Origin of the sequence: Cupriavidus agavae (genome assembly GCF_004217045.1) — a bacterium.
Taxonomy (GTDB): Bacteria; Pseudomonadota; Gammaproteobacteria; order Burkholderiales; family Burkholderiaceae; genus Cupriavidus; species Cupriavidus agavae.
Genome location: NZ_SGXM01000002.1, coordinates 575,151 through 598,925 on the forward strand (window position 1 = coordinate 575,151; position 23,775 = coordinate 598,925).

At 68.0% G+C, this 23,775-nt stretch carries 25 protein-coding genes; 11 read left to right on the forward strand and 14 right to left on the reverse strand.

Annotated features, from left to right (window positions below; translation table 11 throughout):
- Window position 1 precedes the first annotated feature (1 nt).
- Both EV147_RS13570 and EV147_RS13575 read left to right on the forward strand, forming a co-directional pair.
- A complete protein-coding gene (locus EV147_RS13570; protein ID WP_130391689.1) occupies window positions 2-1,144 on the forward strand; it encodes a dihydrolipoamide acetyltransferase family protein in 1,143 nt (380 codons plus the stop codon).
- A 148-nt stretch (window positions 1,145-1,292) separates the two neighbouring features.
- Entirely contained in the window at window positions 1,293-1,949 is a 657-nt protein-coding gene (locus EV147_RS13575; RefSeq protein ID WP_130391690.1) for a peroxiredoxin, read from the forward strand.
- A 209-nt stretch (window positions 1,950-2,158) separates the two neighbouring features.
- Here the strand turns inward: EV147_RS13575 and EV147_RS13580 are convergent, their stop codons facing one another.
- Window positions 2,159-3,121: a chemotaxis protein gene (locus EV147_RS13580; RefSeq protein WP_130391691.1), complete on the reverse strand. Its 963-nt coding sequence runs from the start codon at window positions 3,119-3,121 to the stop codon at window positions 2,159-2,161.
- Between the two features lie 436 nt (window positions 3,122-3,557).
- Here EV147_RS13580 and EV147_RS13585 point away from each other — a divergent pair, with 436 nt between their 5' ends.
- Both EV147_RS13585 and EV147_RS13590 read left to right on the forward strand, forming a co-directional pair.
- Entirely contained in the window at window positions 3,558-4,958 is a 1,401-nt protein-coding gene (locus tag EV147_RS13585; RefSeq protein ID WP_130391692.1) for an NCS2 family permease, read from the forward strand.
- 440 nt (window positions 4,959-5,398) lie between these two features.
- The gene (locus EV147_RS13590; RefSeq protein ID WP_130391693.1) at window positions 5,399-5,716 is read left to right on the forward strand and encodes an H-NS histone family protein; all 318 of its coding nucleotides are present in this window, start codon (window positions 5,399-5,401) and stop codon (window positions 5,714-5,716) included.
- A gap of 26 nt (window positions 5,717-5,742) precedes the next feature.
- Here EV147_RS13590 and EV147_RS13595 read toward each other — a convergent pair whose 3' ends face one another.
- Entirely contained in the window at window positions 5,743-6,291 is a 549-nt protein-coding gene (locus EV147_RS13595; protein WP_235844727.1) for a hypothetical protein, read from the reverse strand.
- Between the two features lie 254 nt (window positions 6,292-6,545).
- Window positions 6,546-7,499, reverse strand: a complete 954-nt coding sequence (locus tag EV147_RS13600) for a LysR family transcriptional regulator (protein WP_130391695.1) — start codon at window positions 7,497-7,499, stop codon at window positions 6,546-6,548.
- 97 nt (window positions 7,500-7,596) lie between these two features.
- Here EV147_RS13600 and EV147_RS13605 point away from each other — a divergent pair, with 97 nt between their 5' ends.
- Both EV147_RS13605 and ahbB read left to right on the forward strand, forming a co-directional pair.
- Window positions 7,597-8,817 carry an MFS transporter gene (locus EV147_RS13605; protein ID WP_130391696.1) on the forward strand — a complete coding sequence of 407 codons (1,221 nt, stop codon included), beginning with the start codon at window positions 7,597-7,599 and terminating at the stop codon, window positions 8,815-8,817.
- Window positions 8,818-8,961: 144 nt separating this feature from the next.
- On the forward strand, window positions 8,962-9,786 hold the full coding sequence (ahbB, locus tag EV147_RS13610) for a siroheme decarboxylase subunit beta (protein WP_130391697.1): 825 nt from the start codon (window positions 8,962-8,964) through the stop codon (window positions 9,784-9,786).
- Window positions 9,787-9,822: 36 nt separating this feature from the next.
- Here the strand turns inward: ahbB and ubiT are convergent, their stop codons facing one another.
- The 4 genes from ubiT to EV147_RS13630 form a co-directional block, all read right to left on the reverse strand.
- The gene (gene ubiT / locus EV147_RS13615; protein ID WP_130391698.1) at window positions 9,823-10,275 is read right to left on the reverse strand and encodes a ubiquinone anaerobic biosynthesis accessory factor UbiT; all 453 of its coding nucleotides are present in this window, start codon (window positions 10,273-10,275) and stop codon (window positions 9,823-9,825) included.
- Window positions 10,272-11,195: a U32 family peptidase gene (locus EV147_RS13620; protein WP_130391699.1), complete on the reverse strand. Its 924-nt coding sequence runs from the start codon at window positions 11,193-11,195 to the stop codon at window positions 10,272-10,274. Before EV147_RS13620 ends, ubiT begins: the two co-directional genes overlap by 4 nt.
- 36 nt (window positions 11,196-11,231) lie before the next feature.
- Complete coding sequence (ubiU, locus tag EV147_RS13625) at window positions 11,232-12,296, reverse strand: ubiquinone anaerobic biosynthesis protein UbiU (protein WP_198680239.1); 1,065 nt, start codon at window positions 12,294-12,296, stop codon at window positions 11,232-11,234.
- Window positions 12,297-12,418: 122 nt separating this feature from the next.
- Complete coding sequence (locus EV147_RS13630) at window positions 12,419-13,222, reverse strand: IclR family transcriptional regulator (RefSeq protein ID WP_130391700.1); 804 nt, start codon at window positions 13,220-13,222, stop codon at window positions 12,419-12,421.
- Between the two features lie 146 nt (window positions 13,223-13,368).
- On the opposite strand from EV147_RS13630, the gene EV147_RS13635 reads away from it, so the two are divergent.
- From EV147_RS13635 to EV147_RS13650, 4 genes are all read left to right on the forward strand, one after another.
- Window positions 13,369-14,817: an NAD-dependent succinate-semialdehyde dehydrogenase gene (locus EV147_RS13635; RefSeq protein ID WP_130391701.1), complete on the forward strand. Its 1,449-nt coding sequence runs from the start codon at window positions 13,369-13,371 to the stop codon at window positions 14,815-14,817.
- A 13-nt stretch (window positions 14,818-14,830) separates the two neighbouring features.
- Window positions 14,831-15,988, forward strand: coding sequence for an iron-containing alcohol dehydrogenase (locus EV147_RS13640; protein ID WP_130391702.1), 1,158 nt, complete (start codon window positions 14,831-14,833; stop codon window positions 15,986-15,988).
- A 197-nt stretch (window positions 15,989-16,185) separates the two neighbouring features.
- Window positions 16,186-16,344: a DUF3309 family protein gene (locus EV147_RS13645; protein ID WP_130391703.1), complete on the forward strand. Its 159-nt coding sequence runs from the start codon at window positions 16,186-16,188 to the stop codon at window positions 16,342-16,344.
- Between the two features lie 43 nt (window positions 16,345-16,387).
- Window positions 16,388-16,576, forward strand: a complete 189-nt coding sequence (locus EV147_RS13650) for a DUF3008 family protein (RefSeq protein WP_130391704.1) — start codon at window positions 16,388-16,390, stop codon at window positions 16,574-16,576.
- 96 nt (window positions 16,577-16,672) lie between these two features.
- Here the strand turns inward: EV147_RS13650 and EV147_RS13655 are convergent, their stop codons facing one another.
- The 3 genes from EV147_RS13655 to EV147_RS13665 are packed head-to-tail and all read right to left on the reverse strand — an operon-like array spanning window position 16,673 to window position 18,666.
- On the reverse strand, window positions 16,673-17,305 hold the full coding sequence (locus EV147_RS13655) for a ParB-like protein (protein WP_130391705.1): 633 nt from the start codon (window positions 17,303-17,305) through the stop codon (window positions 16,673-16,675).
- Between the two features lie 2 nt (window positions 17,306-17,307).
- A complete protein-coding gene (locus tag EV147_RS13660) occupies window positions 17,308-17,775 on the reverse strand; it encodes a hypothetical protein (protein WP_130391706.1) in 468 nt (155 codons plus the stop codon).
- A gap of 33 nt (window positions 17,776-17,808) precedes the next feature.
- Entirely contained in the window at window positions 17,809-18,666 is an 858-nt protein-coding gene (locus EV147_RS13665) for an SDR family oxidoreductase (protein WP_130391707.1), read from the reverse strand.
- A 257-nt stretch (window positions 18,667-18,923) separates the two neighbouring features.
- On the opposite strand from EV147_RS13665, the gene EV147_RS13670 reads away from it, so the two are divergent.
- Window positions 18,924-19,676: a ParB/Srx family N-terminal domain-containing protein gene (locus EV147_RS13670; RefSeq protein WP_328591117.1), complete on the forward strand. Its 753-nt coding sequence runs from the start codon at window positions 18,924-18,926 to the stop codon at window positions 19,674-19,676.
- 37 nt (window positions 19,677-19,713) lie between these two features.
- Here the strand turns inward: EV147_RS13670 and EV147_RS13675 are convergent, their stop codons facing one another.
- From EV147_RS13675 to EV147_RS13690, 4 genes are all read right to left on the reverse strand, one after another.
- The gene (locus EV147_RS13675; RefSeq protein ID WP_130391708.1) at window positions 19,714-20,289 is read right to left on the reverse strand and encodes a hypothetical protein; all 576 of its coding nucleotides are present in this window, start codon (window positions 20,287-20,289) and stop codon (window positions 19,714-19,716) included.
- Window positions 20,290-20,384: 95 nt separating this feature from the next.
- Complete coding sequence (locus EV147_RS13680) at window positions 20,385-21,482, reverse strand: DNA topoisomerase IB (protein ID WP_130391709.1); 1,098 nt, start codon at window positions 21,480-21,482, stop codon at window positions 20,385-20,387.
- Between the two features lie 136 nt (window positions 21,483-21,618).
- Window positions 21,619-22,539: an alpha/beta hydrolase family protein gene (locus EV147_RS13685; protein WP_130391710.1), complete on the reverse strand. Its 921-nt coding sequence runs from the start codon at window positions 22,537-22,539 to the stop codon at window positions 21,619-21,621.
- The gene (locus EV147_RS13690; RefSeq protein ID WP_235844728.1) at window positions 22,526-23,722 is read right to left on the reverse strand and encodes a DUF3182 family protein; all 1,197 of its coding nucleotides are present in this window, start codon (window positions 23,720-23,722) and stop codon (window positions 22,526-22,528) included. The genes EV147_RS13685 and EV147_RS13690 overlap by 14 nt, the downstream gene beginning before the upstream one ends.
- Window positions 23,723-23,775 lie beyond the last annotated feature (53 nt).

Below are 23,775 nucleotides of genomic sequence, written 5' to 3' on the forward strand. Positions count from 1 at the left end.
GATGCGGATCTTCAAGCTGCCCGACCTTGGCGAGGGCCTGCAGGAAGCGGAGATCGTGGCGTGGCATGTCAAACCCGGTGACCGCATCGAGGCTGACGGTCCGCTGCTGTCGGTGGAGACCGCCAAGGCCATCGTCGAGATTCCGTCGCCGTTCAGCGGGCAGGTGGCGCGGCTGTTCGCCCAGCCTGGCGACATCGTGCACCTGGGCGCCGCGCTGGTGGGCTTCGAGGGGGCCGGCGCGTCCGACGATGCCGGCACCGTGGTGGGCGCGGTCAAGGTCGGCACGCACGTGGTGCGCGAGGGCGAGACACGCGTGGGCGCCGCTGGCGTACCGGGCGGCCACGGCCTGCGCGCCACGCCGGCGGTACGGGCGCTGGCGCGCAAGCTGGCCGTTGACCTCGCCATGGTCACGCCCTCGGGCCGCGATGGCGTGATCACCGCCACGGATGTACAGCGCGTGGCCACGACGCTGGCCGAGAACGGCCCGGCCGACATCGTGCGGGGCGTGCGGCGCGCGATGGCCCAGAACATGGCGCGCGCCCAGAGCGAGGTGGCGGCCGCGACCGTGATGGACGACGCCGACCTGCATGCCTGGCAGGCACCCGGCACGTCGGGGACATCCGGCGCCGGCCATGACGTGACGATCCGGCTTGTGCGCGCACTCGTGGCCGGCGTGCGCGCCGAGCCGGCGCTCAATGCCTGGTACGAGGGCAAGACCGGGCGCCGGCACCTGCTGGAGCGGATCGACGTGGGCATTGCCGCAGACCTGCCCGAGGGGCTGTTCGTGCCGGTGCTGCGCAACGTGGGCCAGCGCGATGCGGCCGACCTGCGCGGCGGGCTCGACCGCATGCGGGGCGACGTGCTGGCGCGGACCATCGCCCCCGAGGAAATGCGCGGCAACACGATCACGCTCTCGAACTTCGGCATGATCGCCGGCCGCTACGCCGCGCCGATCGTGGTGCCGCCCACGGTGGCCATTCTCGGCGCCGGCCGCATCCGCGACGAAGTGGTGGCCGCGGGCGGGGTGCCGGCGGTACACCGCGTGATGCCGCTCTCGCTGACCTTCGACCACCGCGTGGTCACCGGCGGCGAGGCCGCGCGCTTCCTGCGGGCGGTGATTGCCGACCTGGAGCGGCCGGACTAGCCTTGCCGCCCGGTGTGACGCGCGTGATACCCTGCATCGGCCGCGCCAGTTCCTATACTGGATTGCGCCCCGCGTGCCTGCCCACGCACGCCCGCAGGTATCCGTTGTCCCATCCAACCCTGTGCATTGCATCGAAGGAGCCTGAACCATGGCCATCCGCATTGGCGAAACCGCCCCCGACTTCACCGCAGACACCACCGAGGGCAAGATCAACTTCCACGAATGGATCGGCGACAGCTGGGCCATCCTGTTCTCGCATCCCAAGGACTTCACGCCCGTCTGCACCACCGAACTGGGCTACATGGCCAAGCTGAAGCCCGAGTTCGACAAGCGCAACACCAAGGTCATCGGCCTGTCGATCGATCCCGTGACCGACCACTCGCGCTGGGCCAGGGACATCGAGGAAACGCAGGGCACGGCCGTGAACTACCCGATGATCGGCGACGCCGACCTCAACGTGGCCAAGCTCTACGACATGATCCACCCCGAGGCCAGCGGCAGCGGCCCGCGCACCGCCGTGGACAACGCCACGATCCGCGCGGTGTTCTGGATCGGCCCGGACAAGAAGGTCAAGGCGATGATGGTCTATCCGATGAGCGCCGGGCGCAATTTCGACGAGGTGCTGCGCCTGCTCGATTCGCTCCAGCTCAACGCGAAGCACACGGTGGCCACGCCCGTCAACTGGAAGCCGGGCGACGACGTGATCATCCCGACCTCGGTCTCCGACGAGGACGCGAAGAAGAAGTATCCGGAAGGGTTCAAGACACTGAAGCCGTACCTGCGCACGGTGCAGCAGCCGAAGTAGGAACTATCCACAGCTTGCGTGGATATCTGCCCTCTTGACAGCCCGCCAGGCCGCGCCGGCGCTGGATCGAGCTGGACTGCCTTTTTTTTGGGCAAACGGCAATGCAGGGGTAATGTTGCGTTGGCGACGGATTTATGCGCACCCCCCAGCCCCTCTCTCGCAGCGCGGGAGAGGGGCGCAAGACTACCGGCAGAAGCAACGCCGATGATTTACGGATGCCGCGCCAGCACCCCGCGGATCGTATCGGCCAGATCCTTCGCCAGGAACTTCGACACGTAGGCATCGGCGCCCACCTTGCGCACGTGTTCCTCGCTGGCCTCGCCGGACAGCGACGAGTGGATGACCACGGGCAGCGATTTCAGGCGGGCATCGGCCTTGATCTTGCGCGTCAGCGTGAAGCCGTCCATCTCGGGCATTTCCAGGTCGGTCAGCACCAGTGCCACCTCGTCGCGGATCGACTTGCCCTGGCTGGCGGTCAGGTCGGCGATCTGGCCAAGCATCTCCCAGGCTTCCTGGCCGGTCTTGGTCATCACCACGGGCACGCCCATGGCCTTGAGGCCGTTCTCGATCAGGCCGCGTGCGAGCGCGGAATCGTCGGCGCACAGGATCTTGGTGCCCGGGCGGATGGTCAGTTGCGGACCCACCGTGGACGGGTCCACATCGGGCTGGCGGGTCGGCAGCACGTCACGCAGGATCTGCTCGACGTCCAGCACCTGCACCAGGCGCGGATTGTCGCCGCCGGCATCGAGCTTGGCGATGCTGGTGACCAGGCCGCCCTTGACGCTGGTTTCGGCCGAGATGACCTGGCTCCATTCGAGCCGCACGATTTCCTCGACGGCCTCCACCGCGAAACCCTGGGTCGAGCGCGCGTACTCGGTCACGAGCATGATGTTCAGGCCCGACTTCGGCGTGCATTCGAGCAGGCGCGGCAAGTCGATCACCGGGATCACCTGGCCGCGGATGTCGGCCATGCCGAGGATGGACGGCTCGGCGCCCACCACGGTGGTCACGGACGGCATGACCAGGATTTCCCGCACCTTGAATACGTTGATGCCGAACAGTTCGGACTGTCCGCTGTGGTTCGCATCGCCCAGACGGAACAACAGCAACTCGAACTGGTTGTTGTTGGTCAGGTTGGTGCGCTCGTCGATGTCTCTCATCGCGCTGGTCATGCTGTGCTCCGCTGGCTCGGTCTATGAATATGGGTGTTGCCAAAGGGCTATCGGCCGCGCGGCGGCCAGCTTTAGCGGAATCGGCGCGTTGTGACGCATGGCGCGCCCCGTGCGCCCGATTCCGGCCCACCGAGGGAAATCCCTGAGCCGCGCAAAGCACCGCCGCCCCGTGGATATTCGGCGCGGGGCATGTTGCGCATGCGCACCCGATGATGACCCGCCGCCGGGCCTCGCCTACCTTTGAGCCTCGCCAGATCCCGCCCGCCAGAGGCGCCGACCGGCACCCGGCCGTGCCTGGCCGGACACCGAGGACGAGACACCCGCACCCTTGCCGATGCCGCCGGGCGCTCCGCCCTCGCACCAGAACCACGTGAGACGAGGCTGACGCCCGATCCGTACGCGGACGCGCGCAGCGCCCCAGCAAGGAGACAACACCATGATCGAACAGCCCTATCCGTCGATAGCGGACGCGCAGGATGCGCAGGACGTGGCCGCCCGGCCGGCACAGGCCGGCGGCAAGCTCGACCGGTATTTCCAGATCAGCGCACGCGGCAGCACGCAGCGCCGCGAGGTAGTGGCCGGCGTCACCACCTTCATGGCCATGGTCTATGCCGTGTTCGTGGTGCCGGGCATGCTCGGCAAGGCCGGCTTCGACACCAGCGCCGTGTTCGTGGCGGTCTGCCTGACCTCCGCGTTCGGCTCGCTGCTGATGGGCCTGTGGGCCAAGCTGCCGATCGCCATCGGCTGCGCCATCTCGCTGACCGCGTTCATGGCGTTCGGCCTGGTGCTCGGGCAGAAACTGTCGCCCGCCGTGGCGCTCGGCGCGGTGTTCCTGATGGGCGTGGTGTTTACGGCGATCTCGGTGACCGGCGTGCGCTCGTGGATCCTGCGCAACCTGCCGGCTGGCGTGGCGCACGGGGCGGGTATCGGCATCGGGCTGTTCCTGCTGCTGATCGCCTCGAACGAGGTGGGCCTCGTGGTCAAGAATCCCGGTCCCGGCCTGCCCGTGGCGCTGGGCCATATCACCGCCTTTCCGGTCATGATGTCGGTGCTGGGGCTGGCCGCGATCTTCGGCCTGGAACGCCGCCGCGTGCCGGGCGGCATCCTGCTGGTCATCGTGGCGATCTCCGCGCTGGGCCTCGCGTTCGACCCGGCCGTCAAGTACACCGGCGTGTTCGCCCTGCCCTCGCTTTCGGCGCCGGGCCAGGCCTCGCTGATCGGTGCGATGGACATCCGCGGCGCGCTCTCGGCCGCCGTGCTGCCGAGCGTGCTGGCGCTGGTCATGACCGCCGTGTTCGACGCCACGGGCACGATCCGCGCGGTGGCCGGCCAGGCCAACCAGCTCGACGCCAGCGGCCGCATCCACAACGGCGGCCGTGCGCTGACCGCCGATTCGGTCAGCTCGATCTTCTCGGCCTTCTTCGGCGGCGCCCCGGCGGCCGCCTATATCGAATCGACCGTTGGCGTGGCTGCCGGCGCGCGCACCGGCCTGGCGGCCGTGACCGTGGGCGCGCTGTTCCTCGCCGTGATGTTCTTCTCGCCGCTGGCCGCGCTGGTACCGTCGTACGCCACGGCGCCCGCGCTGATGTACGTGGGCCTGCTGATGCTGTCGAGCGTATCGCGCCTGCATATGGACGACCTGGTCGATTCGTTGGCCGGGCTGGTCTGCGCGGTCTTTATCGTACTGACCTGCAATATCGTCACCGGCATCATGCTGGGCTTCTGCACACTGGTGATCGGCCGCATCGTCGCCGGTGAATGGCGCAAGCTGAATATCGGTACGGTTGCCATCGCCGTGGCACTCGCCGCGTTTTATGCCGGCGGCTGGGCGATCTGAAAATCCGATACCGAGAACGATGTCTCCTCCACCTGGGATGACCGGTGGAATTGCAGCCCCCGCGCACTTTCCACGCGGGGGTTTTTTATTGGCGGCAGTCAGCAACATGACAAAAATATCAGGGCTGACTGGTCGCCGACGATTTCCGGCAAGGCACCGGAATGTTCCGATTAGCGACCGGAATTTCCCCATCCAGCCGGCGCCATTGGCTTGCCCCGTTTTATCAGTCTGTTAGGATCTGACCCGGCGCATTAATCCCGCCGCCTCATTCGTGGTTGATAAAAAGGCGTTGCGACGGATTTCTGCGTTGACCGGAACTTTTTTTGCGCAATTCAGCGTTTGAATTAGGCTTTTCCGGTTTTAGTTTGTAATATTTTCGATACGCGGGCCAGATTGCGACCACGGCAATCCGCCGCCAACCTGTAACGGGGATCTATAAAATGCCGACCTACAAGCAACTGCTGGCGGAAAAAGAAGCACTCGAAGCCAAGCTCAGCGAAGTTCGCGCCAATGAAGTGTCCAACGTGATCGAGCAGATTCGGCAATTGATGTCGGATTACGACCTGACCGTCGAGGATATTGCCCCGAAGCGTCGGCGCGGCCGTCCGGCCGGCGCCAATTCAGCGGCCCGCAAGGTGTCGGCACTGCCCCCGAAATACCGTGACCCGAAGAGCGGCAAGACCTGGTCGGGCCGCGGCCGCGCGCCGGCCTGGCTGGGCAAGCGCCCCGAGCGTTTCCTGATCGAACAGGAAGCCTGAGCGCCTTGTCCTGCCGCTGCCGCCCGCTACCGGGCGGCAGCATTGCCCTCGCAAAGATACTCCGCACGCAAGGCCCGGAACCCCTGCTGGGTCGGTTCCGGAGCCTGCCCCACGCTCCCGTCCGCACGCCTCTGCAAACGCTGTACGCGCACCGCGCAATGCGCGGCGGCATCGTCGCGCGTATACCGGATTTCATAAGACGCATTGGCCTGCGGGATAAACGAGACGCCCACCGCGCAGCGCATTTCCTCGGCCGGCGGCGCGGCGTACGAGGTAACCGCCAGATACAGCCGCTGGCCCGTCATCACCTTGCGTTCGCGCGTGCGCGACGGCGGCTCGGGCGATTCTCCGGCCATCCCCAGATCCGAATCCCGCCCCATCGCCGCCAGTTGTTTGCCGGTGCCCGCCAATACCAGCGGCATTGGCTTGGGGCATTTGGCGGGATCGAGCACGCTGAAGGTGGTGCGCTCGTCGGTATTGCTGACCAGCCGGACGCTGGCGAACGGCGCGTCGGAGGGCACGCGGTAGTACGCCACGCAACCGCCCAACTGGACGGCGGCGATGGCGCCAATCATGGCAACGGCAAACCTGATCCTGCGCATAGCGGGCATGAAGCGGACAATTAGGCGGCAATGAAGCCCGAGCCTGCCGGAATCGATGCAAAGACTCGGTGGGCTGGACCACGTTGAGGATATCCACAGCTTCTGTGGATAATTTGCAGCTTCGGGCCGCTCTGGCCCAATTCTCGCGGCATCGCGTCGGACTGCTCAAGAATTAGGCAACCTGTTGCATGCCCCGGCCCGCGCCATACCAAACCAACGACTGTAGTTCACACGCGTGGCAATCCCAAGGCGGGACTTCCCGGCGTTGCGGGCCGCGGCACTCCCGGTGGATAATCCCGCCACCGCTCGGCCAGGAAATCGACAAAGGCGCGCACGCGCTGCGGCACCAGCTTGCGCTGGGGCATGACCGCATAGATGCCGCTGTCAGCCACCGGATATTCAGGCAAAACCTGCACGAGCCGTCCCGCACGCAGGTCCTCGCAGATATGCCAGGTCGAATGCAATGCGATGCCGAAACCGGCCAACGCCGCATCGGACAGTAATTCCCCGGTATTGGCTTCCACCCGGCCGCGCACCCGCACTGCGGTCTCCCCTCCCTTGCCATCGTCGAATCGCCAGATATCGGCACGCCCCTGCGCGCCGACCAGCACCAGGCACTGATGCCGAGCCAGATCCTCAGGCGTCTGCGGCCAGCCATGTTCGGCCAGGTATTCCGGCGAGGCGCACAGCAGCCGGCGGTTGACGGCCAGCTTGCGGGCCACGAGCGAGGAATCGTCGAGGACGCCGATGCGGATGGCCAGGTCAAAGCCGCTGCTCACCAGATCGAGCACGTTGTCGTTGAGGTGGATGCTGACACTGAGCCCCGGATGCGTCCGGAGGAATTCCGGCAACAGCGGCGAAACATAAAGCCGGCCGAATGACGCCGAGGTCGTCAGGCGCAATGTGCCGGTTACGCCGCTCCCAGACTGCCGCAACGATCCCGCCAAGCCTTCCAGCTCCTCCACCAGCGTCCGGCCTTGCTCCGCCAGGATCGCGCCTTCGGGCGTGGCGTGCAGCCGCCGTGTGGTCCGATGCAGCAGCCGAACCCCCAGTTCTCGCTCCAGCCGTTGCAGCCGCTGGCTGGCTACCGCCACCGACAGATCGAGGCTGCGCGCGGCGGCGCTGATCGAGCCGAGGTCCAGAACGCGCAGGAACAGCGCGATGTCGCCGAGACGTTCCATGGATTTTCAATGCTTTCGAGAAAGTGAATCTCGATTTTCCCTGTTTTTTAGAGAATGGAAAAGGCGGAGACTGCGCCGATTCCAGATGGAGAACCCTATGTCCCCCACCCAAGCCGTCCCCGCGGGCACCCGCCTGCCGGCCGCGCTCTATGCGCTGACCGCCGGCTCGTTCGGCATCGGCTGCGCCGAATTCGTGATCATGGGCCTGCTGCTGCAGGTCTCGGCCGACCTTGGCGTCAGCATCGCCGCCGCCGGCATGCTGGTGTCCGGCTACGCGCTCGGCGTCTTTGCCGGCGCGCCCATCCTGACGCTGCTCACGCGCGGCATGCCGCGCAAGGCCGTGCTGATGGGCCTGATGGCAATCTACACGATCGGCAACGCGGCGTGCGCGCTGGCGCCCGACTACACCACGCTGATGATCGCCCGCGTGCTGACCTCGCTGACACACGGCACGTTCTTCGGCGTCGGCGCCGTGGTGGCCACCAGCCTGGTGCCGCCGAACCGCCGCGCCTCGGCCATCTCGATCATGTTCTCGGGCCTCACGCTGGCCACGCTGCTCGGCATGCCCGCCGGCGCCTGGCTCGGGCTGCACGCCGGCTGGCGCGCCACGTTCTGGGCCATGACCGCCATCGGCGTGGTCTCGTTCGCCGTGATCGCGCTGTTCGTGCAGTCCAGCCGCGACAACAGCAAGCCGCCGCGCCTGGCCGACGAACTCCGCACCATCGTGCGGCCGCAGGTGCAACTCGGCCTGCTGATGACCGTGCTGCAGTCGATGGGCGTGTTCGCCGTGATCACCTATATCCAGCCGCTGCTGACACGCGTTACCGGATTTGGAGAAAGTGCGGTGTCACCGATCCTGCTGCTGTTTGGCGCGGGCATGATCGTCGGCAACCTGCTGGGCGGCCGCATGGCGGACCGCCGCCCGACCGGCGCCCTGCTCGGCGCGCTGCTGGCCCTGGCGCTGGTGCTCGCCACGATGACCCTGGTGACGCATGTCCCCGCCGGCATGGTGGGCTTCGTCGGGCTGCTCGGCGTGGCGGCGTTTGCCACGGTCTCGCCGCTGCAACTGCGCGTGCTGCGCCACGCCCAGGGCGCAGGTCAGAATCTGGCGTCGAGCTTCAACATCGCCGCGTTCAACCTCGGCAATGGACTGGGTGCCTGGCTCGGCGGCGTGGTGGTGGAACGCGGCCTGGGTCTCGGGGCGCTGCCCTGGATTGCCGCTCTGGCACCGCTGGCCGCGCTTGGCATTGCGCTGCTGGCCGTGCGCCTGGAACGGCGCGGCACCGGGCAACCGACCTACCATCTCGACGCCGCTTGATACGGGTCAACGAGAGGACGGCCGAACTTCCACATGATGATGCCCGCATGACGCGGGCGTGCTCCGGTTCATAGCAACACCAGGCCCCTGCGCATCGACGCCCTGCCGCACGCCTTGTGCTACGCCTTGTCCCGGTCGCCCGCCATGTTCGATGAAAACCTGCTCTACCAGCGCATCCAGCACGACTTTCCGCTACATGCGCGTCCCTATCTCCGCACCGGCGAGGCGTTCGGCCTTGCCGAACACACCGTCCTGAGCCTGCTGGCGCGCGATGTCGGCTGCGGCCGCATCAGCCGCATCGGCGCCGTGTTCGCGCCCAATACCATCGGCGCCAGCACCGTCGCCGGGCTGGCCATCCCCGTGGCGCGGCTCGAACGCGTGGTCGAGCGCATCAACAACGATCCCGCCATCAGCCAGAGCCACGTGCGCGACGGCCATCGCTACAACCTCTGGTTCGTGGCGGGCGCGCGGGAGCGCCGGCAGCTCGACGGCGTGCTGGCCGCCATCGCGGCCGACGTCGGCCAGAAGCCGATCGACCTGCCGCTGGAACGTGAGTACCGCGCCGACCTGGGCCTGCCGCTGGCCGAAACGCTCCGGCGGCTCGCGGCGTGGCGCCAGTCCGGCGTGATCCGCCGCTTCGGCGCCATCCTGCGCCATCGCCATTTCGGCTATACCCACAACGTGATGTGTGTCTGGAACCTGCCCGATGCGCGCGTAGACGCCATCGGCAACCGGCTGGCGCACGTGCCCTACGTCACGATGTGCTTCCGCCGGCCACGCCGGCTGCCGTCCTGGCAGTTCAACCTGTTCGCCATGGTCCACGCACGCAGCGAACTCGAACTGCGCGCCACGCTGGCACGCTTCAGTGCCATGAACGAACTGGCCGATGCGCCCGGTGCGGTGCTGCGCGCCAGCCACTGCTACAAGCAGCGCGGCACGCACTACGGCAGCGTCATGCCGGAGTTCTAGCAGGTCGACGCGCCGCCGCTGCCACCGCCACCGCCGCTACGCCGGACGCGGCTCCGGGAACAGCAGCGTCAGGCGCCGCGCGAGCGGGCCGAGCCAGTCGGGCCGGGGCGCGGCATCGAGCCAGTACTTCACTTCGAGCCCCAGCGCCGTATCGCCCCGGATCGACAGCCGCCGCTGGAAGAACAGCGTATCGGTGTCGGCGTCGCCGCTGATCAGGTGCAGGTAGCTCAGCGCGCCGGCATGCAGCGTCAGGTCGGTGCCGGCACCATCGAACGGCCCCATCCGGAACTGTCCATCGCGGCAGTGGAAGCGGACCTCCAGACCCATGTCGTCGACGGTCAGCGAGAACGTGCGGCCATCGAGCGCCTCAGGCGGTTCGAGCCAGCCGGCCCGGCGCATCGCCTCCAGGGCCACCACCAGCGGGGCGGCACGCAGCGGTGCCGGCAGGCGCCGGTTCACGCGCGTCACCAGCGTATTGATCAACGTCATGTACCTGCCTCCTCGGCCACCCAGCCGATGCCGGGTCTGCCGCTCCAGTAGCCATTGCTTGGGGTGGCGTCCGCCGGCATGACCGGGCTGGGCGACGCCGGGCGCTGTGCGCGCCGGATCTCGTCAAGGTGGGCGATGGCTTCGCCCGTGCCGCTCGCGTGGGGGCTGACCCGCATGTAGTCGATGCCGCCATCGGCCATCGCCGACACCTCGGCGCACAGGTCCAGGCATGTCGCGCTCTGGGTCTGGATGCCGTTCAGCGTGAAGAACGCCTGCCCCTCGCCCGTGCTGGCCACGAGCCCGTCGGGGTATCCCTCGCAGCGGAACTCGCAGGCATCCTTGCGCAGCCGGAAATGGCGCGCCGTGAAGCAGCGCGCCGAGAACGCCAGCGGCATGCGGCCCCATACCATCGCTTCCACCGCAACCCCGGCGGGCCGCGCCGCGCTCAGGGCCAGCATCGTCGGACCATCCATTTCCACCGGCACCGTGCAGCCCACGGCGCCCAGTTCGGCCAGCCACGCCAGCGTGTCGGCGTGGTAGACATTCAGGTGCGGGCCGCCGATGAACGGCCGGCGCTCCATGCAGCGCACCGCGCCCAGGTCATTGGCCTCGACCAGGAAATCCCCCTGCGTGCAGATCTTGCGCATCACGGCGATGTCGGTATCGGACTCCACCAGTACCGGCGTGGACAGCACCACCTGCTTGCCCGCCTCGCGCAGCATCTGCGCGATCTCGATCCAGTGGGCGAAGCGCATTTCGTGGCGGCGCGTGCAGACGGTCTCGCCCAGGTAGACGCGATCCACTGGCGAATCGGCGATGCCCGCGTAGAAGCTCAGCACCGTGGCGTGCGGCCAGTAATACAGCAGGGGACCGAGCGCGATACGAAAGCGCTCGGGTTGGGAATATTGCGTCGGGGCCATGGTTTGGCTCGGTTCTTGTGTGGGGAGGGAAGAATGTCAGCGCCAGGGCCGGTCGTAGGCGCCCTGCGTGACCTGATCGCCTTCGGCGTGGCGGCCCAGCGTGGCCTGCCACTCCTGGCGCGGCACGAAGCGGCGCGGATCGCGGCAGGCATCGTCGATGGCGGCGCGCAGCACGCCCACCACGTCGGCCACATAGCGCGGGCTGCGCTGGCGCCCCTCGATCTTGATCGCGGCGATGCCCATGTCGATCAGCGACGGCAGCAACGACACCGCGTTGAGGCTGGTGGGTTCCTCCAGCACGTAGCCGCGCTCGCCTTCCACGGTGAAGCGGCCCTTGCACAGCGTGGGATAGCCGGCGGGCTCGCCCGGCGCGTAGCTGTCGATCAGGATGCCCGAGAGGCGCGCGTCCATGGTGCCGTCGCGCTCGTCCCAGCGCACGGCGTGGGCCGGCGAGCAGACCCCCTTGTTGTTCGGCGAATCGCCGGTGGCGTACGACGACAGCAGGCAGCGGCCCTCGGCCATCACGCACAGGCTGCCGAAGCCGAATACCTCCAGTTCCACATCGGTCTGGCGCGCCAGCCGGGCGATCTGCGGCACCGACAGCACGCGCGGCAGCACCACGCGGCGGATGCCGAACTGCTGCCGCATCAGCTCGATCGCGTCGGCATGGGTGGCGGAGCCCTGCACGGAAAGATGGATGCGCAGCGACGGGTGGCGGCGCGCGGCATAGGCGATCAGCCCGGCGTCTGCCATGATCACCGCGTCGGCGCCAAGGCCGGCGGCGGCATCCACGGCGTGGTGCCAGCGCTCGACCTGGCCCATCTGCGCGAACGTATTGATGGCGAACAGGACTTCCGCGCCCCGGGCGTGTGCCTCGGCCACGCCCTTGCGGATATCGTCCTCGCTGAAGTTGAGTCCGCCGAAATTGCGCGCGTTGGTGGCGTCGCGCAGGCCCAGGTAGACCGCATCGGCGCCGTGCTGCAGCGCCATGCGCAGCGCGGCCAGCGAACCGGCCGGGGCCACCAGTTGGGGGCGCCGGATCGGTCGCTCGGATTCTGAAACGGAGGATCGGCCGGTGGCATCGGCCGTGGCTGCTGTCATCGCGTGGCATCCGGGAAGGGGAACCCGAGGATGCTAGCGATTCGACGAAAACCGCCCTTTGATGCCGCGCAAACGAAATCGAGTGGGCGGGAACTGTCCAGCCCGCTGCACAATCGGGGGCTTTACGTGCGTGCCGGAGCGCCCAGCCTTGCCGACAACTGGTTGGCCAGCGCCCGCACCTGACGGCCGATGCGCTGGCCGGTAGCGGCATCGATCTCGCTGGTCAGATAGCTCACGGCAATCGCCCCGGCCGCGCGGGGGCCGCTGGTGTCGAAAACCGGCGCGCCGAAGCAGGTCATGCCTTCGCGCATCTGGCCGTTGTCGATGGAATAGCCGGTGGCCCGCACCGTGTGGAGTTCGTCCGCCAGTTGCGCCACGCTGGCCACGCTGGCGCGCGTCAGGCGCGGCGGCAGTCCTTCGGCAAACAGCCGCCCGACCTCGTCCGGCGCCAGCGTGCTCAGGATGGCCTTGCCCGTGGCCGTATAGGGCGCCGGCAGCCGCATGCCGATGCGGAACGTCACCCCCAGCGGACGGTCGCCGTTCTGGCAGGCCAGATAGACCACCTCGGCCCCTTCGAGCATCGACAGCGTGACCGTGGCGTCGTGGAACGCGTCGGTCTCGCTCCAGAGCGCGTCGAACTCGCCGGTGATGCGCGTCTGCGCCAGGAAGGCGCTGGCCCAGCCCATCACGTGCGGGCCGAGCGCCATCGCGCCGCCGGGCAGCCGCTTGACGAGCTGCAATTGCACGAGCGTGTCGCACATGCCATGCAGCGAACTCTTGGGGGCGCCGGTGAGACGGGTCAGGTCGGCCAGCGTCAGCGGTTCGGGCGCGGCGGCGATGGCGTCGAGCACCTGGACGGCGCGCACCACGGCCGGCGAGGTGGGCCGGGTCGGGTTGTGGGGAAGATCGTAGGCGGACTTCGGCATGGAGATTGGCAGGTTTCCGAGAACGATGCGGATGGCTGGCGGTCTGCCAAGCATGGGCGTATGATCGCCTGATCGTTCTACATACCGAATACTAGTTCAATCTATTGAACGTCAGCAAGGCGTTCGTTGACCTGGAAGCCCCCGCCATGCAACTCAAGGACTCAACCCTGTTTCGCCAGTTGGCCTTTGTCGACGGCCAGTGGATCGGTGCCGACGCCGGCGCCACGTTCAATGTGATCGATCCGGCCACCGGCGAGATCATTGCCCGCGTGGCTGACCTCGGCGCCGCCGAGACCGAACGCGCGATCGCGGCCGCCGAGCAGGCCCAGAAAGCCTGGGCCGCGCAGACCGGCAAGCAGCGCGCCGCCGTGCTGCGCCGCTGGTTCGACCTGATGATTGCCAACACCGACGACCTGGCCTACCTGATGACGCGCGAGCAGGGCAAGCCGCTGGCCGAGGCCCGCGGCGAGATTGCCTACGCCGCGAGCTTCATCGAGTGGTTTGCCGAGGAAGCGAAGCGTGTGGACGGCGAGGTGCTGGCCACGCCGGCCGCCGACAAGCGCCTGGTCACGCTGCGCCAGCCCGTGGGCGTCTGCGCGGCCATCACGCCGTGGAATTTCCCGGCCGCGATGATCACGCGCAAGGCCGCGCCCGCGCTGGCCGCCGGCTGCGCCATCGTCATCAAGCCAGCCGAACTGACGCCGCTCTCGGCGTTCGCGCTGGCCGAACTGGCCCACCGCGCCGGCGTGCCGGCCGGGGTGCTGCAGGTGGTGACCGGCGACTCGAAGACGATCGGCGCCGTGCTGACGGGCAGCCCTGTGGTGCGCAAGCTCTCGTTCACGGGCTCCACCGAGGTGGGCCGCATCCTGATGGGCCAGTGCGCACCCACGGTCAAGCGGCTCTCGCTCGAACTGGGCGGCAATGCGCCGTTCATCGTGTTCGACGACGCCGACGTGGATGCGGCGGTCGAAGGCGCCATCGCCGCCAAGTACCGCAACGGCGGCCAGACCTGCGTCTGCGCCAACCGCTTCTACATCCAGGACGGCATCTACGACGCCTTTGCGGCGAAGTTTGCCGAGCGCACGGGCCAGTTGCGCGTGGGTAACGGGCTCGAAGAGGGTGTGGTGATCGGCCCGCTGATCGAGGGCAAGGCCATCGACAAGGTGAAAACCCTCGTGGCGGACGCCACGGCCAAGGGCGGCCGCGTACTGGCCGGCGGCGGCGAGCACCCGCTCGGCGGCACGTTCTACACGCCCACGGTGATCGGCGACGCCACGGCCGAGATGCGCCTGGCGCGCGAGGAAATCTTCGGGCCGGTGGCGCCGCTGTTCCGCTTCAAGGCCGACGACGAGGCGATTGCCGCGGCCAACGCCACGGAGTTCGGCCTCGCCGCCTACCTCTACACGCGCGACATCGCCCGTGCGTGGCGCACCGGCGAAGCGCTCGAATATGGCATGGTGGGCCTGAACACCGGCCTGATCTCGAATGAGGTGGCGCCGTTTGGCGGCATCAAGCAGTCCGGCGTGGGCCGCGAGGGCTCGCGCCACGGCATCGAGGAATATCTCGAAATCAAGTATCTCTGCCTGCAGATGTGAGGACGACGACATCATGAACCCCTTCCGCTTCCAGACGGTTCCCACCGTCGTGGTCGAATTCGGCGCGGCGCGCCGGCTTGGCGCGCTGCTGCGCGAGGCGTTTCCGCAGGCGCGCCGGCTCTGCGTGGTGACCGACGGCTTCCTGGCGCGCAGCGGCCTGCTGGCGCCGGCGCTCGACGATCTCGGCCAGCACGGCTGGCGGGTAAGCGTCATCGACGACGTCATTGCCGACCCGCCCGAGCACGTGGTGCTCGAAGCTACCGAGCGCGCCCGGGCGGCCGATGCGGAGGTGGTGCTGGGCCTGGGCGGCGGATCGTCGATGGATGTGGCCAAGCTGATTGCAGTGCTGCTGCCGGCCACCCAGTCGCTCAAGGACATGTACGGCGTGAAGAAGGTCACGGGCACGCGCCTGCCGCTGGTGCAGATGCCGACCACGGCCGGCACGGGCTCCGAGGTGACGGCCGTGTCGATCGTCACCACCGGCGAGACGACCAAGATGGGCGTGGTGGCGCCGCAGTTGTTTGCGGACCTGGCCATCCTCGATGCCGAACTGACGCTGGGCCTGCCGCGTGCCGCCACGGCCGCCACCGGCATCGACGCCATGGTGCATGCGATCGAGGCCTACACCAGCGCGCACCTGAAGAACCCGGTTTCCGACATGCTGGCCGTGCGGGCACTGCAACTGCTGTCGCAGAACCTGATGCTGGCGTGCGAGAACGGCCACGACCGCAACGCCCGCGAAGCCATGCTGCTGGGCGCGATGTTCGCCGGCCAGTCGTTCGCCAATTCCCCAGTGGCCGCCGTCCACGCGCTGGCCTACCCGGTGGGTGGCATCTTCCACGTGGCGCACGGGCTGTCCAACGCCCTGGTGCTGCCCCACGTGATGAAGTTCAACGCCCCGGCCGCCTGCCGGCGCTACGCCGAACTCTGCGACGTGGTGCTGCCGGGCACCACCGGCAGCGACGAGACCAAGGCCGCCGCGCTGATCGCCCACATCGAGGGCCTGATCGAGGCCACCGGCATCCCCCGCACGCTGCGCGAGGTGGGCGTCACCGAAGCCGACCTGCCGCGCATGGCCAGCGACGCGATGCTGCAGACGCGCCTGCTGGTCAACAATCCGCGCGAAGTCACCGAGGCGGACGCGCTGGCGATCTACCGGGCGGCATATTGACCGTCTTCGCCCCGGTTTGCCCGCCTCCCCCGCATAGGTGAGGCGGGCAAACCAGCAAGTCGTCCGATTCCTACACCGATTTCAGCCCCTGCCCGCCTCAGCGCGCACCCTTGCTGTCCTAACCTGAACATACCGGGACAGCCGAGCGGCCGGCACGCTACGTGCCGCGCGCCAGCGCCACAATAAAGGAGCAAAACATGGGCATCGGTACCATTCTTCTGATCATTCTGATTCTGCTGCTCGTCGGCGCACTGCCGGCATGGCCGTACAGCTCCGGCTGGGGCTACGGGCCGAGCGGTGGCCTGGGGCTGATCGTCCTCATTGTCGTCATCCTCGTGGTGATGGGCCGCATATAACGCGCGGCGGTTCCTTCTTTCTCATCTTTCAAGGGAGACCGAGATGCCAGCAAAATCCAAGGCCCAGCAGATGGCGGCCGGCGCGGCGTTGTCCGCCAAGCGCGGCGAGCGCAAGTCAAGCTCGCTCAAAGGGGCGTCGAAGTCGATGGCGAAATCGATGAGCGAGACCGAACTCAAGAAAATGGCCAGCACCAAACAGAAAGGCAAGCCCCAGCACAAGTCGAAGAGCTGACGGCCGGCCTTTCAGCCGAACGCCCCCGGAGCAAGCCTCCCGGGGGCGTTTTTCATTGGCACGCGCCGCCCGCGGCCAGAGACCGGAGGCGAGCGGCTAGAGGGACTGCCCGGGCACGAACGGGCCGACGAAGCCCGGCAGCTTGCGCGCCTTGCTGCTGCGCGCGAGCGGAATCGCGATCGTCATCGCGCGGGCAAACCCGGCGATGCTTTGCAGGTCTTCCTCCACATGGCGCCGGAAGAACGCCGCCCAGCGGAAATCGCCGTAGGCGTTACCCGGCTTGCGGTAGGCGCCGGCGTTGCGCGTAAAGGCGGCGAGGCTGCGGTAGGGGTCGTCACGCATGCCCATTACCGTGGCCGGCAGCGCGTCGGCATCGAGCAGCTTGCCGTGCTCGTCGTAGGGATGCAGGTGCCCCAGCTCGCGCATGCGCTTCCAGAACCTGCCCGGCGACAGGCTGCTCAGGTCGTCGACGATCACCACGGGCGCCTGGTTCCAGCCCAGTTCGAGCCAGGCGCGGGCCCAGTGGTGGTGGTCGGCAATGTAAAGCGCGTCGCCGGGACCCACCACGGTCTGGATGCGGTGGCTGTCCATGAAGCGCCGCAGCGCTTCGGGGCTGCGCGGCTTGCCGCTGACTTCGGCCTTCTCGTGTACGTGGTAGAGCCCCAGCGTGATCTGCGTGGGGCGCAGCGTGTCGAGATCGGCGGTCTCCCTGCGTGCGGTGAAGGCCATTGTCAGTTGTGGCTCGCTACCTGGTTGTCGACGTAGTGTTCCAGCTCGCTGCCCGGATCCTCGTTGCCAGTGCTGTCCTCGGCCACGGCTTCCTTCGCCACCGGTGCGGCATGGGCCGGCCGGGAGGCGTCGTTTGCATGGTTGCCGGGCACCGGCCAGCACTCGCCTTCCGGCACGTCGAGCAGGTCCGGCGCGCGCTTTGGATCGAAATCGCTCCACTGACCGCTCTCCCACTGTCCTTCGGCCTGCTCGCACTCGCTCGCTCCGCCGTCGCGCAGCACCGCCAGCACTTCCTCGCGGCGCTCGCCGCCGGCCCGCGCCGCCAGCAGCACACCGGGGGCGCGGGCGCCCCCGGGATCGACCGACATCACCGAAACATCCCACACGGAGAAGCCCCGTGCGTACAGCTTCTGGGCCACTTCCTCGGCCTCGGGAACAGACGCGAAGCGCCCGGCGACAATCGAAGACATGATCGTTCTCCCTGTTGAGTCCGCGCGTACGGACTACGCGTTGACGACCTCACCACCATTGATATGGAGGATCTGACCAGTGATATAGCTCGCGGCATCGGAAGCCAGGAACACATAGCCCGATGCCACCTCGAACGGCTGGCCGGGACGCCCCATCGGCGTCTTCTTGCCAAACTCGGCCACTTCCTCGGCGGTGAACGTCGATGGAATCAGCGGCGTCCAGATCGGTCCCGGCGCCACGCCGTTCACGCGGATGCCCCGCTTCACGACCTGTAGCGCCAGCGAGCGCGTGAATGCCACGATCGCGCCCTTGGTCGCCGAATAGTCAAGCAGGTGCGCGCTGCCGCGATAGGCCGTGACCGACGTCGTATTCAGGATCGACGAGCCCTTGCCCAGATGCTGCATTGCCGCACGCGTGACGTGGAACATCGCGAACACGTTGGTCCGGAACGTGTCCTCCAGCTGATCCGGCGTCACGTCCTCGATGTCTTTCTGCGGATGCTGCTCGGCGGCGTTGTTGACGAGGATGTCCAGCCGCCCGAAGCGCTTCACGGTGTCGGCCACGATCTGGTCGGCGTGGGCCACCTCGGCAAGGTCGCCAGCCATCGCCAGTGCGCCCTGTCCTGCCTCGGTGATCAGCCGCTCGGTCTCCCGCGCATCGTCATGCTCGTCGAGATAGGCGAACGCCACGTCGGCGCCCTCTCGGGCAAACGCGACGGCAATGGCGCGTCCGATACCGCTGTCACCACCGGTGACGAGTGCCACCTTGCCCTTCAGCCGGCCACTGCCGACATAGTCGTCGGCGCCGCTGTCGGGCTTCGGTTCCATCTCGCTTTCCAGCCCCGGCTGACGCGACTGATGCTGCGGAGGCACTTGCTTCGGTGTGGACATGCAGTTCCCCGGTTCAGGATGTCATGCGGGGGGCTGCGCAAGTATCGTGCCGCCGGAGTTTTCGCCGTGGCGGGACGGGATGCGACGTCGCGCCGGGTAACCGTTACAACGCGTAGCAAGGATTCCCCTCCAATTTCCCGGCGGCCACCACGGCGGCACGGCACGAAGCTTGCAACGCGGGAAACGTTGCAAGACTCCCAGACAGAGCCATGGCCAAGGAATCCAGCGAAAAGACATCTGCGCCGCCGAGAAAGAAAGTGAAACGTACCGGCGTGAACGGCAAGGCGGAACCGGCGCAGCCCGCGGACAAGGGCGACAAGGTCAAAACCAGGGACAAGACCAAGGACAAGGACCAGGCCAAGGCCAAGGCCAAGGCCAAGGGCAAGGGCAAGCGCAAGGGCGCGATTGGCGAGGGGGCGGCGCTGATGCTGCCGGTCGACCATCTGAAGCCGACCCAGATTACCGTGGGAGCGTTCCACGTCGCGCAGAAGATTCACGTGACCCGGCGCCTGTCGCATGCGGACCTGCCGGCCTTCCTCGACAAGCATCGCATCCATGTCGTGCTGGGACCGGAACAGGTGCCCTATGTCGTCGATCATCACCACTGGGTGCGCGCCTGGCACGAGATGGGAATCGCGATGGTCCCGGCCGTGGTAAGGGCCGACCTGAGCCACCTGTCCACGCGCGATTTCTGGAAGTACATGGTGGCCAACCACATGGTCCACCCCTACGACGAGCACGGCAAGCGCGTGGCGCTCTCGGCGCTGCCGCCTGACATCCACGGCATGCGCGACGACCCCTACCGCAGCATCGAGGCGTTCGTGCAACTGGCGGGAGGCTATCGCAAGGTCAAGGCGGCGTACCCGGATTTCCGCTGGGCCGACTTCTTCCGCAAGCACATCGACGGACCATTCGACACCCACCACGGCTTCGCCTCCGCGCTTGCCCGGGCCGTGCAGCTGGCGCTGGGCAAGAAGGCGCGCGGCCTGCCCGGCTATATCGGACCCTGACGGCGTCGGACCCTGACGGCGCCGGCAGCGCCGCCGCTCAGTGTGCGGCGGCGTCGCGCCGGGCCACGTCCCGGGCGTGGGTCAGCACGCAGCAGAGCAGCAGGTAGGCGCGCTTGAACTCGGCGGCGGCTTCGCGGGTATTGCCGCCGCGTGCGTGCCGGAACCCGGCGTCGAGCCGTTGCTCGATGTCGCGCTCCAGCTCGGGCTGCAGGAATACTTCGCGCTCGCGGCTCTGCCAGAGCGCCATCGTGGTGGTCTGGCGGCTTTCGATCGTGACCGGGCACCAGGGGCCGTCAGCCTTGCCCAGTTCCAGCCGGATCTCGCACAGCGCCTGCATCAGGATGCGCGTCTGGCGCAGTTCGGTGCCGCGCGGGGCCCGCAGGCGGCCACCCTTGCCCCGGCCAGCCGCCGTGGCGAGCCGGGCCAGATCGAGATGACGGGCGGGATGCGAGGTCTGGGGAAGACCCGAAACGGAAAGACCCGCAGGTTCTGCGGCAGCCGTTGCTGCGTCGGCAGCGTCAGCAGAGGGACGCGCATCGGATCGCGCGTCCGCAAGATTCGTTGCCGGGCTGCTGCTGTCAGCCTGCAGGCAACTCAAGACGACATGTTCCACCTTGGCCCTCGATTGCGATTGCGTGTTCTGCTTGTTGTTGGTACGAGGGTTGATGCAATTGCCGTGCCGGTATCGCGGCCCGGCGGTGCCGCCGCTCAGGCCGCGCGGCGCGGCGCCGCGGCGGGCGCCAGCGTGGTTTCGAGCAGCGCCAGCAGCCGGGCCTCGTCCACGCGCAGGCGCATCCCTGCACGCGGTGCCGGTAAGGCGTGCAAGGTGTCGGCCATGAAGGCGGACAGCACGTCCGGATGCACGTAGCACTTGCGGCAGACCGCTACCGTGTTGCGCAGCCGGCGCGCCACTTCCTTGATGACGTCGACCACGGCCTTCTTGCGGGCGGTTTCGGTGTCCGCTGCGGTTTTGCGCAGCAGCGCCAGCGCATGAACGCTGCCGGCCCAGGTACGGAAATCCTTGGCCGTGAACTCGCCCCCGGTGATCTCCTGCAGGTAGGCGTTGACGTCCGACGAGCCGATCTCGCGCACCTGGCCGTCGGGGTCCTTGTACTTGAACAGCCGCTGGCCCGGCAGTTCGGCACAGTTGCGCACGATGCGGGCGAGCCGCGCGTCATTGACCGACACGTCGTGCGTAACGCCACTCTTGCCCGTGAACTGGAAACGCAGCCGGCTGCCGCGCACCGCCACGTGCTTGCGGTTCAGCGTGGTCAGCCCATAGGTGCGGTTCTGCTGCGCATAGCGGGGCGTACCCACGCGCACGAGCGTGGCGTCGAGCAGCGTCACCACAGCTGCCAGAACCTTCTCGCGCGGCATGCCATTGCGCGCCAGGTCGCGCGAAACGCGGCCGCGCAGACGCGGCAGCGCGGTCCCGAAGGCCATCAGCCGCGCGTACTTGTCGGCATCGCGCAGCGCCGCCCAGTCGGCGTGATAGAGATACTGCTTGCGGCCCCGGGCATCGCGGCCGGTCGCCTGCAGGTGGCCGGACGGGTCGCAACAGACCCAGACCGATTCATAGGCCGGCGGAATGGCCAGCGCGTCGATGCGCGCCTGTGTCCGGGCATCGACCCGCTTGCCGTCCGGCTTGTAGTAGATGAAGCCCTTGCCGCTGCGCCGCCGCGTAATGCCGGGCTCGCCGTCGTCCACATGGTGCAGGCCCATCTTGCGCAGCGCGGCTTCCAGCGGCGCGCTGACGGCGGCACGTTCCGTTTCGACAGCAGGGGCGGACGGGGCATCGGTTTTCATGTGGCTGCGCAAACGCACAACGCATGCCATCGTCCACGCGCGCCCCTGGCCGGTGCTCAGGGCATGGCGATTGCACTTCTTACCATCCCAAACCGCCGCGCTCGGCAAACTTGCAACGCCTGCAACACCGCCAGCGCTATTCGGCGGCGCGCGCCGGCTGCGACGCGATGACCTGTGGATCGTTGAGGTCATCCTCGTCCACGCCGGCCACGGCCATGGCCTGCTGGCTCGCTTGCCTGCCAGCGTCGGGATCAAGCCCGTCGTCGGGTTGCGGCGTGCTGCTCGAAGCTTTGGACGGCCGCGCAGGAATTGCCGGGCCGGTACGGGCCTCGGTCACCATCTCGCGCAGCCAGCCGAGCAGCAGCTTGGTGTACGCGCGCTGGCTGTCGTCGCTGGTCAGCCCGTGGTCGGCGCCCTTGAGCACGCGGTAGGTGATCGAACTGGCCTGGATGCAGGCATCCACGTAGCTCAGCACGGCCGTGTGCGGCACGATGTTGTCATGCTGCGAGGCAACCACGAGCACATCGCCCTTGAAATTGGCGCAGGCGCGCAGCGCGCGGTTGGTGTCGGCGGGCACCACCTTGCGGCGATAGGCCACGAGGTCCTGGTCGCGGTGCAACTGGCGCTTGGGCGATTCCCACCCGCTGTCCATGTATAGCGCGGGTGCCCGGAACGCAAGCCAGCGCACCGGGCGCAGCTCGCACAGCACCGCCGCCAGGTAGCCGCCGTAGCTGCTGCCCACCACGGCGATGGCATTGCGGTCCACTTCGGGATGCCGCACCAGCATGTCGTAGGCGGCCAGCACGTCGGCCAGGTTGCGCATGCGGCTGACGGTCTCGTACTCGGACGACGTGCCGGCGTGCCCGGTCAGGTCGAACGTCATGCAGACCGCGCCAATCCCGGCTACCTCGCGCGCACGCGCCAGGTATTGCTGCTGGCTGCCGCCCCACCCGTGCACGAACAGGACGCCCGGCAGCTTGGTGGCGGGGGAGATCACCGTGCCGGCGATCATGCCTCCATCGGTATGAATCTTTATGGCTTCTTCATGTGTGGCCATCGGTTACAGACTCCAGTCTCGCGTACTTGGTCAGTGCGCCGACGTTGCGGTCCTCGCCCTGGAAGTAGACGTCGGCATCCTCGGGCACGGGTGCGTCCGCGCCGTAAATCTCCCGCGTGCAGGCCGTGGCGCGCACGCAGGCGGGGTCCGCCTGGAACGCGGCCAGTGCCGCCAGCTCGGCGCCGGTGGCACCGCCCACGCGCCACGACTGTTCGAGCACGCCCAGCCGTGGCTGGCCGTTGTCGGTGCCCATCGCCACGTCATAGTTGCAGCGCGATACCAGCACGCCGGGAAAACACTCGACCGCCGCGGCATGGTAGGCCACGGCGGCACGCACCGCGTCGCGCAGGTGCGCCTCGATCGGATGCGCCAGCAGGCTTTCGAGCGTACCGCGCACCACGCGCAGCGTCGAGCCGCCGTACACCTGCTGGCCGATGTTGTTCGGTGTCAGATCCTGCGTGCCGCAATAGCTGGCCTGCAGCCCGCCAATCTCGACCTGGCCCACGCTGAACGTGATCACGCTGTCGAGGTTGCGCTCCAGCACCACGCCTTCGGCGGCCACGCGGCCAGCGTCGAGCGCCTGCAGGGCGGCGTCGAGTTCCGCCTCGTTGGCAACCACCTGCTGGCCCAGCCCGCCAATGCCGCACGGCTCCTTGACCCGCACCTTGCCGTCGCGCAGCATCGGCACCGCGGCGCGCCGCGCATCGTCCAGCGAAAAGGCCGTGTAGCCGGGCAGCACATGCGGCCGCACGCGCGCCGCGAAATCCTCGCTCCAGCCTTCCGGCGCGCGCGCATCGGGCGACACCAGCCCGTGCGAGATAGCCTTGGTGCCGATGAACGCGTGCGGCACCACGCCGCCGAACAGGTCGCCCAGGCCGGCGATGCCAAGCTGGCGCGCGGCGTCGAGCCCCACCAGCGTGTCCGAGGGCACGAAGTAGAACTTGCCGCCGGCCTGGCTGTGCGTGGCGGCATCGTAGCCGCCAGCGAACTGGAATCCGGCAAGCCGCGCCACGCGCTCGGCAATGCCCTTGAGCGTGGTGCCCTGGTGGCTGGCCGGATCGTCGAAATCGGCACGGCCATAAAGGACCACGCGTACCTCGCGCGGGTCGGGGTCCGGGGTCACGGCCGGCGTGTTCGCCAGACCGTGCGCCGTTGCTGCGTCGGGAGTCGCCGTGGTTGCCAAGGTGGGCTCCTGTGCGGGCTGTGGCCGCGTTGCACTTGCGTTGTGGTCGGGGG